Source organism: Humibacillus xanthopallidus (assembly GCF_044793955.1).
GTDB classification, from domain to species: domain Bacteria; phylum Actinomycetota; class Actinomycetes; order Actinomycetales; family Dermatophilaceae; genus Humibacillus; species Humibacillus xanthopallidus_C.
The window spans coordinates 1891996-1907173 of record NZ_CP084995.1; the positions used below are offsets into that span (position 1 = coordinate 1891996).

At 72.6% G+C, this 15178-nt stretch carries 11 protein-coding genes; 9 read left to right on the plus strand and 2 right to left on the minus strand.

What is annotated here, in order from left to right; genetic code table 11:
- Window positions 1-128: 128 nt before the first annotated feature.
- The 7 genes from LG278_RS08370 to treZ all read left to right on the plus strand — a co-directional run bounded on the left by LG278_RS08370 (window position 129) and on the right by treZ (window position 10510).
- Complete coding sequence (locus LG278_RS08370; protein ID WP_404392781.1) at window positions 129-1028, plus strand: FecCD family ABC transporter permease; 900 nt, start codon at window positions 129-131, stop codon at window positions 1026-1028.
- Entirely contained in the window at window positions 1025-2110 is a 1086-nt protein-coding gene (locus LG278_RS08375) for a FecCD family ABC transporter permease (protein ID WP_404392783.1), read from the plus strand. The genes LG278_RS08370 and LG278_RS08375 overlap by 4 nt, the downstream gene beginning before the upstream one ends.
- A 1-nt stretch (window position 2111) precedes the next feature.
- Window positions 2112-2963 (plus strand): ABC transporter ATP-binding protein, encoded by an 852-nt coding sequence (locus tag LG278_RS08380; RefSeq protein ID WP_404392785.1) that lies wholly within the window; start codon window positions 2112-2114, stop codon window positions 2961-2963.
- The gene (locus LG278_RS08385) at window positions 2960-3934 is read left to right on the plus strand and encodes a siderophore-interacting protein (protein WP_404392787.1); all 975 of its coding nucleotides are present in this window, start codon (window positions 2960-2962) and stop codon (window positions 3932-3934) included. Before LG278_RS08380 ends, LG278_RS08385 begins: the two co-directional genes overlap by 4 nt.
- Window positions 3935-4083: 149 nt before the next feature.
- Window positions 4084-6255 (plus strand): glycogen debranching protein GlgX, encoded by a 2172-nt coding sequence (gene glgX, locus LG278_RS08390; protein WP_404392789.1) that lies wholly within the window; start codon window positions 4084-4086, stop codon window positions 6253-6255.
- Window positions 6252-8684: a malto-oligosyltrehalose synthase gene (gene treY, locus LG278_RS08395; protein ID WP_404392791.1), complete on the plus strand. Its 2433-nt coding sequence runs from the start codon at window positions 6252-6254 to the stop codon at window positions 8682-8684. The genes glgX and treY overlap by 4 nt, the downstream gene beginning before the upstream one ends.
- Window positions 8681-10510 carry a malto-oligosyltrehalose trehalohydrolase gene (treZ, locus tag LG278_RS08400; RefSeq protein ID WP_404392793.1) on the plus strand — a complete coding sequence of 610 codons (1830 nt, stop codon included), beginning with the start codon at window positions 8681-8683 and terminating at the stop codon, window positions 10508-10510. The genes treY and treZ overlap by 4 nt, the downstream gene beginning before the upstream one ends.
- Before the next feature lie 194 nt (window positions 10511-10704).
- Here treZ and LG278_RS08405 read toward each other — a convergent pair whose 3' ends face one another.
- Both LG278_RS08405 and LG278_RS08410 read right to left on the minus strand, forming a co-directional pair.
- Window positions 10705-11661, minus strand: coding sequence for an acyl-CoA thioesterase (locus LG278_RS08405; RefSeq protein ID WP_404392795.1), 957 nt, complete (start codon window positions 11659-11661; stop codon window positions 10705-10707).
- Between the two features lie 93 nt (window positions 11662-11754).
- Complete coding sequence (locus LG278_RS08410; protein ID WP_404392797.1) at window positions 11755-13884, minus strand: RecQ family ATP-dependent DNA helicase; 2130 nt, start codon at window positions 13882-13884, stop codon at window positions 11755-11757.
- 117 nt (window positions 13885-14001) lie between these two features.
- On the opposite strand from LG278_RS08410, the gene LG278_RS08415 reads away from it, so the two are divergent.
- Window positions 14002-14511, plus strand: a complete 510-nt coding sequence (locus LG278_RS08415) for an acyl-CoA thioesterase (RefSeq protein ID WP_404392799.1) — start codon at window positions 14002-14004, stop codon at window positions 14509-14511.
- Between the two features lie 4 nt (window positions 14512-14515).
- Window positions 14516-15160, plus strand: a complete 645-nt coding sequence (locus LG278_RS08420) for a hypothetical protein (protein WP_404392801.1) — start codon at window positions 14516-14518, stop codon at window positions 15158-15160.
- Window positions 15161-15178: the final 18 nt, after the last annotated feature.

Sequence of the window (15178 nt, forward strand, 5' to 3'; positions counted from 1 at the left end):
CGGGGCATGGGGGACACGGTGGTCGCGGGGGTGCTCGTCGACGCACCCCCGCGCTCGCCGCCGCCCTGGTCGGACTCCTGCTGCTCACGGTCGCTGCGTCGATCATGCTGGGGTCCAAGGCGATTCCCGTGGGGGACGTGCTGCAGGTGCTGACCGGCAGCGGTGACGCCGTCGCCGACCGCGGCATCGTCGAGGCACGCCTGGCGCGGACGGCCGTGGGGCTGCTCGTCGGCGCCGCTCTCGCCGTCGCCGGCGCGGCGATGCAGGGTCTCACGCGCAACCCTCTCGCGGACCCGGGCCTGCTCGGGGTCAACGCCGGCGCCTCCCTCGCCGTCGTCATCGCGATCGCGATCTTCGGCGTGGGCTCGCTCACGGGCTACGTCTGGTGGGCCATGGCCGGCGCCGGCCTCGCGGCCGTCCTCGTGCACGCGCTCGCGGGTCTCGCCGGGGGAGGGGTGACGCCGCTGCGGCTCACCCTGGCGGGCGCCGCCGTCACCGCGGGTCTCGCGAGCTGGTCGTCGGGGCTGCTCGTCTCGAGCAAGCAGTCCTTCGACTCCTTCCGCTTCTGGCAGGTCGGCACGATCGGCGGGCGGGGCCTCGACCTCGTCGTCACCGTGCTGCCGTTCTTTGCCGTCGGGCTCGTCGTCGTGCTCCTCGCAGTGCGGCAGCTCAACGCCCTCGCGCTCGGTGACGACCTCGCCCGCGGGCTCGGCGAGAACGTGCTGCTCGCTCGCGTCACGGTCGCCGTCGGTGTTGCTGTGCTCTGCGGCGCCGCCACCGCCCTCGCCGGCCCGATCGGCTTCCTCGGGCTCGTCGTGCCGCACGTCGCCCGCTTCGTCGTCGGTCCCGACCACCGCCGGATCATCCCGGTCTGCCTCGTGGCCGGGCCCGCCCTGCTGCTGGCCGCCGACGTCGTCGGCCGGCTCGTCGCACCGCCGAGCGAGGTGCAGGCGGGCATCATGACCGCGGTCGTCGGGGTGCCCTTCTTCATCGTGCTCGTGCGGCGTGGACGGATGGCGAGCCTGTGACCGCCGACCTGCTCAGCCGAGCGGCCCCCCGCACCGGTGCGGTCGGGGGGAGCGCCGACCTCCGGAGGATCGTGCGGGCCCGGCGCCGTCCCCTGCGTCGGGTCCGTGTCGTCATCGCGCTGCTCGCCCTCGCCGCCGTCGCCGCGGTGCTCGTGCGGGTGCTGCTCGGCGACTACGTCGTGGCGCTGACCGACCTCGTGCCGATCCTGCGCGGCGAGACCCTCCCCGATGCCCCCGGCGCCTCCTTCATCGTCATGGAGGCGAAGCTCCCGCGCGCCCTCCTCGGCGCCCTCGCCGGCATGGCCTTCGGAGCGTCCGGCGCGATGTTCCAGACGACGCTGCGCAACCCGCTCGCGAGCCCCGACATCATCGGGATCAGCCTCGGTGCCTCCGCTGCCGCGGTCATCGCGCTGACCTTCCTCGACGCCCAGGGGCTCTGGCTCCCCGCCGCGGCCCTCGCCGGCGCCCTCGCCGTGAGCGTGCTGATGTATGCCGTGTCGCGCGGCACCGCGATGGCCGGCCAGCGCATGGTCCTCGTCGGCATCGGCATCGCGGCCCTGCTCGGCAGCGTCATCCAGTTCGTCATGACCCGCACCTCGATCCAGGACGCCCAGGCTGCCCTCGTGTGGCTGACCGGCAGCCTGGCCCGCGCCACGTGGCCGGTGATCGGTCTGCTCACGGTCGCCGTCGTCGTGCTCGCACCCCTGCTCGCCGGGTGCGCGCGGTGGATGCGCCTGGCCGAGCTCGGCGACGACCTCTCGACCACGCTGGGTGCACCCGCGGTCCGAGCCCGGCTCGGCCTCCTCGTCGCCGTGGCGCTGGCCGCCGTCGCGACGAGCGCCACGGGTCCCATCGCGTTCGTCGCCTTCCTCGCCGGCCCGATCGCGCGCCGCCTGTGCGGCGGCCGGCCCTCGCTCTGGGCCGCCGCCCTGGTCGGCGCGGTCGTCGTCGTCCTGTCGGACTTCGCCGGCGACTACCTCATCCCCGACGTCAACCTGCCGGTCGGCGTCGTCACGGGTGCCCTCGGTGCCCCTCTGATGCTCGCGGTCGTCGTGGCCGCGGGCCGCGCCGGAAAGGCATGACATGGCTGCCCTGACGATGCGCCCGACCACGAGCGGCTCGTCCGCCCTGCGAGCACGCGGGCTGACCCTCTCCTACGACGGCCGGCGCGTCGTCGAGGGCCTCGACCTCGATGTGCCCGCGGGCCGGGTGACCGTCGTCGTCGGCCCCAACGGCTGCGGCAAGTCGACGGTGCTCCGCGGGCTGTCCCGGCTGCTGCGACCCACAGGGGGCACGGTGCACCTCGCCGCGGGGGGCGACGACGACGACGTGTGGTCGTTGCGGCCCAAGGAGTTCGCCCGCCGCGTCGCCCTGCTGCCGCAGAGCCCGCCCCTGCCCGAGGGCATCACCGTCGTCGACCTCGTCGGACGCGGCCGCCACCCGCACCACACGCTCGTGCGCCGGTGGTCGGCCGCCGACGACGAGGCCGTGCTGCGAGCCATGCAGGCCACCGGCACGGTCGACCTCGCCGAGCGGCACGTCGAAGAGCTGTCCGGCGGCCAGCGGCAGCGGGTCTGGATCGCCCTGACGCTCGCGCAGGAGACCGACATCGTGCTGCTCGACGAGCCGACGACCTATCTCGACGTCGCGCACCAGATCGACGTGCTCGACCTGCTGTGCGAGCTCAACCGCACGCGGGGCACGACCGTCGTCATGGTGCTGCACGACCTCAACCTCGCGGCCCGCTACGCCGACCACGTCGTCGCGATGCGTGACGGCCTCCTCGTCGGCAGCGGGGCGCCCGGCGACCTCATCGACGAGGACTTCGTCTCCCGGGTCTTCGGCCTGGGCAGCCGCGTCATCCCCGACCCCGTCACCGGCTCGCCGCTCGTCGTCCCCACCTCCACCCACCCGCAGACCGGAGCCCCCTCGTGACCTCCACCACCGTCAGCCCCGTGCTGCTCCTCACCGCCGTCGTGCGCCGGGTCGAGCGGCTGAGCCCGTCGTTCGTGCGGATCCGCTTCGGCGGGCAGGGCTTCGAGCACCTCGGCCCCGAGGGCCCGACCCTCGACCAGCGCGTCAAGCTGCTCATCCCCGCCGCGGGCCGGTCGGTGCCCACGGCGCTGCTCGACCCCGAGAGCTGGTATGCCGAGTGGCTCGCCCTCCCCGAGGCCGAGCGTGGGCACATCCGCACCTACACCGCCCGCGCTGTCGAGGGGGAGGGGGAGGAGCGCCAGCTCGTCGTCGACGTCGTGCTGCACGGTCCGGATGCGCACGGTTCGGGAGCCGGCCCCGCCGGCACGTGGGCTGCACGTGCCGCGGTCGGGGACGAGATCGGGCTGCTGGCGCCCCGCCGCGGGCACGAGCGCACCTTCGGCGGCATCGAGTTCGCGCCGGGCGGGGCCCGGCGTCTCGTCTGCGTCGCCGACGAGACGGCCGTGCCGGCGCTGGCCTCGATCCTCGAGTCCCTGCCCGACGACGCCACCGGCGTCGCCGTCATCGAGGTCCCCGACGCCACCGACTTCCTCGACGTGCGCGTGCCCGCAGGCATCGAGGCGCACTGGATCGCCCGCGGCCGACGTGCCCGCGGTGAGCAGACCCTCGCCCTCCTGCGGGAGTGCCTGCGTCTCGACACCGACGGGCGAGCCGTCGCCGACCTGCCCTCCCTCGGACGGGCCGACCTCGACGACGACGTCTGGGAGACGCCCGTCTACAGCTCGTCCGGTGACGACGTGACAGCCGCCGCCGACGATCCGAGGGCTCTCGGGCCGGACGACACCTATGCCTGGGTCGCCGGCGACTCGGACACCGTCAAGGCCTGCCGCCGGCTCCTCGTGGGTGAGGGTGGCATGCCCCGTGCGCAAGTCGCCTTCATGGGGTACTGGAAGCAGGGACGCGCCGGCTGAGACAGCGCTCCCGCGCCACCCGGCATACCCCGGCGGTTGTGCACGGGGGCTCCGGGCACGCAAGAATGGCCCCTGCGGCCACTGTCGTCCGCCTGTCGCCACGCCGTGGCGCCGTGGCCCGTGCCGCGAACGACGACGGAAGAAGGTCCATGGAGATCTGGCCCGGCAAGCCCTACCCCCTCGGAGCCACCTACGACGGATCGGGTGTGAACTTCGCCGTCTTCTCCGAGGTCGCCGAGCGCGTCGAGCTCTGTCTCATCGACGACGACCTCGTCGAGACCCGCATCGACCTGCCCGAGATCGACGGCTTCGTGTGGCACGGCTACGTGCCCTACGTGCAGCCCGGCCAGCGCTACGGCTTCCGCGTGCACGGGCCCTACGAGCCGGCCAAGGGGCACCGCTGCAACCCGAGCAAGCTCCTCCTCGACCCCTACGCCAAGGCGATCGAGGGGCAGGCCGAGAACGACCAGTCGCTCTACTCCTACACCTTCGGTGACCCGAAGGCCGCGACGACGAAGAAGGTCAACCTCGACGACAGCCTGCGCCACACGATGCACTCGGTCGTCATCAACCCGTTCTTCGACTGGGGCGACGACCGCCCCCCGCGCCACGAGTACCACGAGAGCATCATCTACGAGGCCCACGTCAAGGGGCTGTCGATGATGCACCCGGAGATCCCCGAGGAGATCCGCGGCACCTACGCGGCCATCGCCCACCCGGCGATGATCAAGCACCTCAGCGACCTCGGCATCACCGCCATCGAGCTCATGCCGGTGCACCAGTTCGTCCAGGACGCGCCGCTCGTCGACCGCGGCCTGTCGAACTACTGGGGCTACAACACGATCGGCTTCCTCGCGCCGCACAACGCCTACGCCGCCGGCGGCGAGCGGGGTCAGCAGGTGCTGGAGTTCAAGGCGATGGTCAAGGCGCTGCACGCGGCCGACATCGAGGTCATCCTCGACGTCGTCTACAACCACACCGCCGAGGGCAACCACATGGGCCCGACGCTCGCCTTCCGCGGACTCGACAACAACAGCTACTACCGGCTCGTCAGCGACGACCTCACGCACTACTACGACACGACCGGCACCGGCAACAGCCTGCTCATGCGCAGCCCGCACGTGCTGCAGCTCATCATGGACTCGCTGCGCTACTGGGTCACCGAGATGCACGTCGACGGCTTCCGCTTCGACCTCGCGGCGACCCTGGCCCGCCAGTTCCACGAGGTCGACAAGCTGTCGGCCTTCTTCGACCTCATCCAGCAGGACCCGGTCGTCAGCCAGGTCAAGCTCATCGCCGAGCCGTGGGACGTCGGCGAGGGCGGCTACCAGGTCGGCAACTTCCCGCCCCTGTGGACCGAGTGGAACGGCAAGTTCCGTGACACCGTGCGCGACTTCTGGCGCGGCGACGGCGGTGCGCTCGGTGAGTTCGCCTCTCGCTTCACGGGATCCAGCGATCTCTACGAGCACTCCGGCCGCAAGCCGATCGCGTCGATCAACTTCGTCACCGCGCACGACGGCTTCACCCTGCGCGACCTCGTGTCCTACAACGAGAAGCACAACGAGGCCAACGGCGAGGGCAACAACGACGGCGAGAGCCACAACCGCTCGTGGAACTGCGGCGTCGAGGGCCCGACCGACGACCCCGAGATCCGCGACCTGCGGCTGCGCCAGCAGCGCAACTTCCTCACCACGCTGATGCTCTCGCAGGGTGTGCCGATGCTGCTGCACGGCGACGAGCTCGGGCGCTCCCAGGGCGGCAACAACAACGGCTACTGCCAGGACAACGACATCTCGTGGATCCAGTGGGTCCTCGACAGCGACGACCAGAAGCTGCTGACCTTCACCCAGTCGCTCGTCAAGCTGCGCCGCGAGCACCCGGTCTTCCGCCGGCGCCGCTTCTTCGCGGGCAGCGCCGACCACGGCGGCGAGAGCGAGCTGGGAGACATCGCGTGGTTCACGCCCGAGGCGGAGCACATGGACGAGGACGCGTGGCACAACGGTCTCGCCAAGTCGCTCATGGTTTTCCTCAACGGCTCGGCCATCCCGGCACCCGACCCTCGCGGCAACCGGGTGCTCGACGACTCGTTCCTCGTGATGTTCAACGCCTACAGCCAGCCGTTGAGCTTCACGCTGCCGGACGAGGAGTACGGCTCGGAGTGGATCCCCGTCGTCGACACCGCGGCGCACGACCTCGAGAGCAACCCGCTCGACCCGTCGTGGCAGATCCAGGTGCAGCCGCGGAGCATCGTCGTGCTGCGCTGCCCCCGGGTCTCGGTGCCGGCCAGCGTCCCCGGGCTCACCGAGGAGGCCACCGCGTGACCGGCGACCGGACCATAGTCTCGACCCACCGGCTGCAGCTCGAGCCCGACTTCACGCTCGACGACGCGGCTGCCCAGGTCGAGCACCTCGCGACCCTGGGGGTCTCGCACCTCTACCTGTCGCCGGTGCTGCAGGCGTCGTCCGGCTCGAAGCACGGCTACGACGTCATCGACCACACGCAGATCGCCGAGGGGCTGGGCGGTGACGAGGCCTTCGCGCGGCTCGTCTCGGCGGCGCACGCTGCCGGGCTGGGACTCGTCGTCGACGTCGTGCCCAACCACATGACGACGCCCACGCCACTGTCGCTCAACCGACCGCTGTGGTCGGTGCTGCGCGAGGGCCGGTCCTCGGCGTATGCGTCGTGGTTCGACATCGACTGGAACGCCCAGGGCGGGCGCATCCTCGTGCCCGTGCTCGGCGCGACCCTCGAGGAGGCGCTCGCCGCGGGTGAGATCGAGGTCGGCGAGCACGACGGCGAGCCGGTCGTGCGCTACTACGACCACGTCTTCCCCCTCGCCCCCGGCGTCGACGCCGGTATGCCGCTGCGCGAGCTGCTCGACGCCCAGCACTACCGCCTCGCCTCGTGGACGATCGCCGACGACGAGCTCAACTACCGTCGCTTCTTCGACGTCACCTCGCTCATCGCGGTGCGGGTGGAGGACCCCGCCGTCTTCGACGCGACGCACCAGGTGCTCGTCGACGGCATCCGCGGCGGCGCCATCGACGGCCTGCGCATCGACCACCCCGACGGTCTCGCCGACCCCGAGGGCTACCTCGAGCGGCTGGCGGAGCAGACCGGCGGCGCGTGGGTCGTCGTCGAGAAGATCCTCGAGGGTGACGAGCAGCTGCCCCGATCGTGGCGCACGGCCGGCACCACCGGCTACGACGCGCTGCTGCGGGTCGGTGGGCTCTTCGTCGACCCCGACGGCGCCGCGCCCCTCGACGATCTCTCGACCGAGCTGCTGGGGGAGCGGCAGGACCTTGAGGCGATCGTCACCGAGTCCAAGCGCTGGGTCGTCACCGTCATGCTCGCGACCGAGGTGAGCCGCCTCCTGCGCCTCGTGGCGCGGGCCAGGCCCGACCTTGCCCTTGATGCGGCCCGCGAGGTCATCGAGGCGATGCTCGTCGGCATGGACCGCTACCGCGTCTACCTGCGCCCCGGCGTGCCGGCAGACGCGGCTGACGCTGCAGAGCTCGAGGCGACGGTGGTCCGGGGATCGCACGGACGCGCCGAGGAGCTGCCGCGACCGGTGGTCGAGGCCGTCATCGACCTCGCTCTGGGCCAGGCCTCTCCCGTCGACCAGGAGGCGCAGGACGAGTTCGTCGTGCGTTTTCAGCAGACGTGCGGGCCGGCCATGGCCAAGGCGATCGAGGACACCGCCTACTACCGCTACGTGCGCCTCGTCGGACTCAACGAGGTCGGGGGCGACCCCACTCGCGTGGGGGTCTCCGCTGCCACCTTCCACACCTTCGCGCAGGGCCTGCTCGAGCGGTCACCTGCGACGATGACGACGCTCTCGACGCACGACACGAAGCGGGCCGAGGACGTGCGCGCCCGCCTCTTCGTGCTGTCGGAGCGTCCCGAGGCGTGGGCGACGTGGGTGCGCACCGCCCGCGAGCTGGCCGGGCCGGTGCGTGCCGACGAGCTCGACGTGCTGACCGAGTACTTCCTCTGGCAGACCGTGGTCGGCGCCTGGCCGATCAGTGAGGAGCGGCTACAGGGCTACGCCCTCAAGGCGATCCGCGAGTCCAAGCTCTTCACCCGGTGGACCGAGCCCGACGAGGCCTACGAGGCTGCTGTCGCGCGCTTCGTCTCCGGTGTCGTGACGAGCCCCGAGATCGTCGCTCACGTCGAGTCGTGGGTCGAGGCGACGCGCCCGGCGACGCGGGCGGCAGTGCTCGGTCAGAAGCTCGTGCAGCTGACGATGCCCGGCATCCCGGACGTCTACCAGGGCACCGACCTGGTCGACCTCTCCCTCGTCGACCCCGACAACCGCCGGCTCGTCGACTACGACGAGCGCAGCCGCCGCCTGGCGCGACTCGACGCGGGCGCCGCCCCGGCCGACCTGCACGACGAGAAGCTGCTCGTCACCGCTGCCGCCCTGCGCACCCGCCGCGAGTGGTCGGAGTGCTTCGTCGGGCCCGACGCCGACTACCAGCCGCTCGACACGACGAGCCCTCACGCCGTGGCCTTCGGTCGTGGCACGCCGGGTGAGGTCTCGGTCGTCGCGGTGGTGACCCGGCTCGCCGGCCGGCTGCACGACGCCGGCGGTTTCGGCGACGCCACCGTGATGCTGCCGGACGGATCGTGGAGCGACGTCCTCTCGCAGCGCGCCCTCGAGGGTGGCCCCGTGCCGCTCGCCTCGCTCGTCGGGGCGTCGGACGGGCTGCCGGTCGCACTGCTCGTGCGCGTGGAGGACGACCAGTGAGCACCCTGCTCGGCGTGTGGTCCCCCGGGGCGCGGCAGGTCGCCGTCGTCTGGTCGGCAGTCACAGCCGAGCCCGACGCCGAGCGGACGGGTGACGTCACCCTGTCACCCATGACGGCCGAGGCCGACGGGTGGTGGAGCTGCACGCTGCCCCACGCCGGCGACGGTGTGCCGATCGACTACGCGTTCAGCATCGACGGCGGCGACCCGCGGCCCGACCCGCGCAGCCCGTGGCAGCCACGCGGGGTGCACGCGCCGAGCCGCACCTTCGACCCGGCGGCATACCCCTGGGGTGACGGCGACTGGCGGGGCACCCGCGGCGGGCGTGGCGTGACCGGGGGCGTCGTCTACGAGCTGCACGTGGGCACCTTCACGCCGGAGGGCACCTTCGACGCGGCGCTGGCGCACCTCGACCACCTCGTCGCGCTCGGCATCGACCTCGTCGAGGTCATGCCCGTCTCGGCGTTCGACGGCCCGTGGGGCTGGGGCTACGACGGCGTGCACCCGTATGCCGTGCACCACGCCTACGGTGGCCCCGCGGCCTTCCAGCGCTTCGTCGACGCGTGCCACGAGCGGGGGCTCGGTGTGGGCCTCGACGTCGTCTACAACCACCTCGGGCCGACGGGCAACTACCTCGCGGAGTTCGGCCCGTACTTCACCGACGCCCACCACACGCCGTGGGGCCCGGCGGTCAACCTCGACGCCCCGGGCAGCCACGAGGTGCGGCGCTGGATCATCGACAACGCTGCTCGCTGGCTGCGTGACTTCCACGTCGACGCCCTGCGGCTCGACGCCGTGCACGAGCTGCGCGACGACTCCGAGCGCCACATCCTGGCCGAGCTGTCCGACGAGATCGCCACTCTTGCAACGGAGCTGGGCCGTCCCCTCGACCTCATCGCCGAGTCCGACCTCAACGACCCGGTCATGGTGACCCCCACCACCGAGGGTGGTCTCGGCATGACCGCGCAGTGGGACGACGACATCCACCACGCGCTGCACGTCGCGCTGACGGGTGAGACCGAGGGCTACTACGCAGACTTCGCGGGTGGCACCGAGGCCTGGCCGGAGGGCGGGTCGCTCTCCGTGCTCGCCAAGACGCTGACCGACGCCTTTTTGCACGACGGGCGGGTGTCCACCTTCCGCGGACGCCCGTGGGGTGCCAAGGTCGACCCCGAGGCGCGGTCGGGGCACCAGTTCTTCGCCTACCTGCAGACCCACGACCAAGTGGGCAACCGCGCCACCGGCGACCGCATCAGCGACTCGGTCTCACCGGGGCAGCAGGCGGTCGGCGCGGCGCTCTACCTCCTGTCGCCCTTCACGCCGATGGTCTTCATGGGCGAGGAGTGGCGCGCCAGCACGCCCTTCGCCTTCTTCACCTCGTTCTCCGACGAGGCGCTGGCAGACGCCGTGCGCCACGGTCGGCGCGCGGAGTTCGCCGCGCACGGCTGGGCCGAGGACGACGTGCCGGACCCCCAGGACCGCTCCACTCGCGACGCGAGCGTGCTCCGGTGGGCCGAGGCGGTGACACCGGGACACGTCGAGATGATGCACTTCTACGTCGCGCTCATGAAGGTGCGCCGCACCGAGCCCGACGTGGCCTCGGGTGACCTGCGGGCCACCTCGGTGCAGGTCGACGAGGACGCGCGCTGGATCATCATGTCGCGCGGCAACGTCCACGTCATCGCCAACCTCGCTGGCCGCTCGCAGGTCGTGCCGTTCTCTGGTGAGGTCGCCAAGGTGCTCGCGTCGTGGGGGCGTGCCCCGATCATCCGCGGCGAGGGCGTGCGGCTCGACGGCCACGACGTGGTCGTGGTCCGCACCTTCTGACCTCCCCGACGCGCCGCCCTTCCGACTAATCGAAGGAGCATTTCGTCGGGCCGCACCCGGCCATCGCCCTCCTCACCAATCGAAAGAGCAGTTCGTCGCCCTTCCGCGCGACCGCGCGGCCGCGCTCGACGGCGACGAACTGCTCTTTCGATTGTCCTGGGGGTGGTGGCGTCGCGACCGTTTGAGTGTCGTCGTCAGGACTGCTTGACGCGGATCATGCCCTCTTGGGCCGTGGTCGCGACGAGCACGCCGTCGCGCGAGAACATGTGGCCGATCGCGAGGCCACGTCCACTGATGGCCGAGGGCGACTCCTGCGCGTAGAGCACCCAGTCGTCGGCGCGGGCGTCGCGGTGGAACCACATCGAGTGGTCGAGGCTCGCGACCCGCAGGCGGGGGTCGGTCCAGACGAGGCCGTGTCGCCGCAGCACCGGCTCGAGCAGGGAGTAGTCGCTGGCGTAGGCGAGGACGGCCGCATGGAGCAGCGAGTCGTCGGGCAGGCGGTCGACGGCACGCATCCACACGTGGTTGCTGGCGACTTGGTCGGCGCCGGCGTCGAGGAAGAGGTTGCCCTCGACGGGCCGCAGCTCGATCGGGCGGGACTCCGCGATGTGCCGTGCCCCGGGGTGGTCGACCCCGCGGAACTCGTCGGCAAGCGAGCGCAGGTCCTCGGGTGAGGGGACGTCGGGGGCGGGCTCCTGGTGATCGAGCCCACCGGCACGCTCCTGGAAGGAGCAGACCATCGACATGATCGGCGCGCCCTTCTGCACCGCGTGCACCCGACGGGTCGAGAAGGAGTTGCCGTCGCGCATCTCCTCGACGGCGAAGCGGATGGGCAGCGTGTCGTCACCGGGTCGCATGAAGTAGCCGTGGAGCGAGTGGATCGGCCGGGCGTCGTCGTCGTCGCTGACGTCGCGCACCGTGATGCCCGCCGCCATGACGCACTGGGCCAGCACCTGACCACCGAAGACGCGGCCGTGCGGCATCTTCTGGCTGCGCCCCTCGAAGACCCGGGCCGACGTGGCGCCGATCGACTCGGCCGCGTCACGCCCGGCGACATCGGTCACGGAGATGCGCGCCGTGCCGACGTCCCGGAGGTCGAGCACGTCGAGCAGGTCGTCGATGGGCGACAGCGCGGGGGAGGTGTCGGTCACGATGTGACCTTACCGAGGCTGCCCCGGATCTCTGTGACGCGCCTTCCGCTGGACGCGGTGCCGGCCGGCTCTCGCGGTGCCGCCGGCGGCGCGTCAGGCCTCCTGGGCGAGGACGAGGGGCAGCACGCCCGGCACCCCGGCCTCGCGGAGCAGCCCGGCGCAGACCGTGAGGGTCCATCGGGAGTCGGCGACGTCGTCGACGAGCAGCACCGGTCCGGGGATGCCGCTCAGCGCGGTCGCGAGGTCGGGCCCGACCGCGAGGCGGCCCCACACGTTGGCGAGCCGGAAGGCACTGTTGCCGCCAGGGTCGCCGACGGGCCCACCCTCGACGAGGTCGAGCGCGCCGAGGTAGGGCAGGCGGCCCAGCTCGCCGAGGCCGGCCGCGAGCGACCGCACGAGCTCGGGGCGACGCCGCGACGGGATCGACACGATCGCGACCGGCCGCTCCTGCCAGCCCCACCCAGCGAGCACCTCGACGCAGGCCCGCACCACCTCGGTCGGCACCTCGCGGTCGGGGCCGCGCAACAGCTCGCGCAGCCGCTGGCCCCAGCCAAGGTCGGACAGGCGAGCGACGGCGCGGCCCTCGTCCATCGCGATCGCCGGCGCGATCTTGCCCTTGAGCGGCACCCCCAGCCGGTCCATGCCCGTGGGCCACTGGGCCCGCGCGTCGAGCACCACGCCCGGCCGCTCGAGCCGTGAGCGCGCCGTGTTGACCGCAGCCTGTGGGACGGAGGTGTCGAACCACGGCGTGACGCACCGGTCGCACCGCCCGCAGGGCTCGGCCGTGTCGTCGTCGAGGCACTCCTGCAGGAAGGCCATGCGGCACTGGTCGGTGCGCTCGTAGTCGACCATCAGCTGCTGCTCGCGCTCGCGGGCCTCCGTGACCCGGTCGTAGCGCTCGGCGTCGTAGCTCCACGGCGCGCCGGTCGCCGTCCAGCCGCCCTGGACACGCTGCACCGCCCCGTCGACGTCGAGCACCTTGAGGAGCAGCTCGAGACGAGTGCGCCGCACGTCGACGATCGACTCGAGCGCGACGGTCGACAGGGGTCGGCCGGCCTCGGCGAGCGCCCGCAGCACCGCGTCGGCCTGGTCCTGCCGCGGCATCGACGCCGAGGCGAAGTAGCGCCAGATGTCCTTGTCCTCGGGGCCGGGCATGAGCAGCACGTCGGCGCGCTCGGTCGCGCGGCCGGCACGGCCGACCTGCTGGTAGTAGGCCACGGGCGAGCTCGGGGCCCCGAGGTGGAGCACGAAGCCGAGGTCGGGCTTGTCGAAGCCCATGCCCAGTGCCGACGTGGCCACGAGGGCCTTGACCTCGTTGTCGCGCAGGGCGGTCTCGAGGCGCACCCGCTCCGAGGTCTCGGTGCGACCCGTGTAGGCCGCGACGGTGTGGCCGGCCTCGCGCAGGGCCACCGCGACGTCCTCGGCAGCAGCGACCGTCAGGGCGTAGACGATGCCCGAGCCCGGCAGCTCTCCGAGGTGGGCGATGAGCCAGGCGAGGCGCTGCTCGGGGGCGGCGAGGGGCAGCACGCCGAGACGCAGGGAGGCGCGCGCCAGCGGCCCCCGGAGGGTGAGCACGTCGCGCCCACCGGCACCGAGCTGCTCGACGACGTCGGTGACGACGCGCGCGTTGGCCGTCGCCGTGGTCGCGAGCACCGGCGTGCGCTCGGGAAGCGTCGTCAGCAGGTCGCGGATGCGGCGGTAGTCGGGCCGGAAGTCGTGGCCCCAGTCGCTGATGCAGTGTGCCTCGTCGACGACGAGCAGCCCGCACGACTCGGCGAGCGCGGGCAGCTGCTCGTCGCGAAAGCGCGGGTTGTTGAGGCGCTCGGGGCTGACGAGCAGCACGTCCACCTCACCGCGGGCCAGGGCCCCGGAGACAGCGCCCCACTCGTCGGCGTTGGTGGAGTTGAGGGTGACCGCGCGGATGCCTGCGCGCTCGGCGGCGGCGATCTGGTCGCGCATCAGGGCGAGCAGCGGGCTGACGATGACGGTCGGGCCGGCCCCCTCCGCCCGCCGCAACGCCGTGGCGACGAAGTAGACGGCCGACTTGCCCCACCCCGTGCGCTGCACGACGAGGACGCGCCGGCGGCCGTCGACGAGCTCGGTGATCGCCTCGAGCTGGCCCTCGCGGAAGTCGACGTCGTCGCGCCCCACGAGCCGCCGCAGGGCCGCCGTGGCGCGCTCGCGCAGGTCGACCAGGACGGGGGCGGTGGGGGAGCTCGACATGGCACCCAACCTACGGGGCCCCACCGACCTCGCCGGACGGCATACCGGCTGCTGTGGACGGGCGACGCCAGACGGCGCCGCGCGGCGGGGGTGTGGACGGGCTGGAAGGATGGGCCCATGACCGACCGCGCCGACCTCGCTGACCACGCCGACCGTGCCCGACCGCCGTATGCCGCGCACGTCTCGCTGCGCTGGTCCGACATGGACGCCTATGCGCACATCAACAACGTGCAGTTCCTGCGCCTGCTCGAGGACGCCCGCGTCATCGCCTTCCGCGACTGGTTCGAGGCGGGGGGCGCGACCGACCGGTCGCTGCTCGAGGAGGGTGTGCTCGTGTCGCGCCACGAGATCGAGTACCGCCGGCCCCTCGGCTTCCGCCACGAGCCCGTCGAGATCCACCTGTGGGTCTCGCGGGTCGGTGGCGCCGGTTTCGACGTCGCCTACATAGTGACGGACCCCGAGGGCGTCGGCGAGGGGCCGGGAGGCACGATCTACGCCGTCGCGGAGACGGAGCTCGCGCTCTACGACTTCCGCACCGCGATGCCGCGCCGCATGCGCCCCGACGAGCGGGCCTCGGTGCTCGAGCACGTGGGTGACGCGGCTCCCTTCCGACGCCGGAAGCGGTGACCGCGTGCCGACCCCGGTGACCGAGATCGACCTCGGCGACCCCCGCGCGGTCTCCGACCTCGCGACCTTCGTCGGTCGCGCCAAGCAGGCCAGCCCCGAGGGCGCCGTGCGGCTCCAGCTCATGGGGCCGCTGCTCGTCACGACTGTCGCCGTGATCGAGGGGTCGGGGCTGCTCGGCGAGGGCACGGTGCTCGGCCTGCGTGCCGTGCGGGTCGCGTCGGAGGGGCTGCTCGACACGACGGTGGCGCTCGCTGCGGTGTCCGACCGCCTCGCGCGCGCCGACGGCACCACGCGGGTGCTGACGGTGCCGCCAGCCGAGGTGCGCGTGCCCTGGGCCGCGATGGCCGCCCCCCGCAGCGGCTGGGAGCCCGTGGGCAGCCTGGCGTGCGAGGACGTCGACTCGATTGCGCGACAAGGCATCTCGCAGGTCGCGGAGGGCACTCCCGACGGCGCGGGGGGTCAGGCTGTCGCTGCGCTCCGGAGACGCGTGTGGTCGGCGATGAGCGAGACCGTGCCACCGATCGCCGCGGGGCTGGCCTTCGGGGCGCACGTGCTCGGCTTCACCGCGCCGGGTGAGCAGGCGGCCGTGGCAGCACACGGCCGGTGGACGCGCCTCAGCACCTCACGAGGTCACGTGCTCGTGCGCTGACGCGCCGCACGGCCCAGC

Excerpts from the sequence above, each read along its gene's own strand:
- LG278_RS08380 (WP_404392785.1), top strand. The coding sequence starts at position 2,112 with ATGGCTGCCCTGACGATGCGCCCGACCACGAGCGGCTCGTCCGCCCTG.
- glgX (WP_404392789.1), top strand. The coding sequence starts at position 4,084 with ATGGAGATCTGGCCCGGCAAGCCCTACCCCCTCGGAGCCACCTACGAC.
- LG278_RS08410 (WP_404392797.1), bottom strand. The coding sequence starts at position 13,884 with ATGTCGAGCTCCCCCACCGCCCCCGTCCTGGTCGACCTGCGCGAGCGC.
- LG278_RS08415 (WP_404392799.1), top strand. The coding sequence starts at position 14,002 with ATGACCGACCGCGCCGACCTCGCTGACCACGCCGACCGTGCCCGACCG.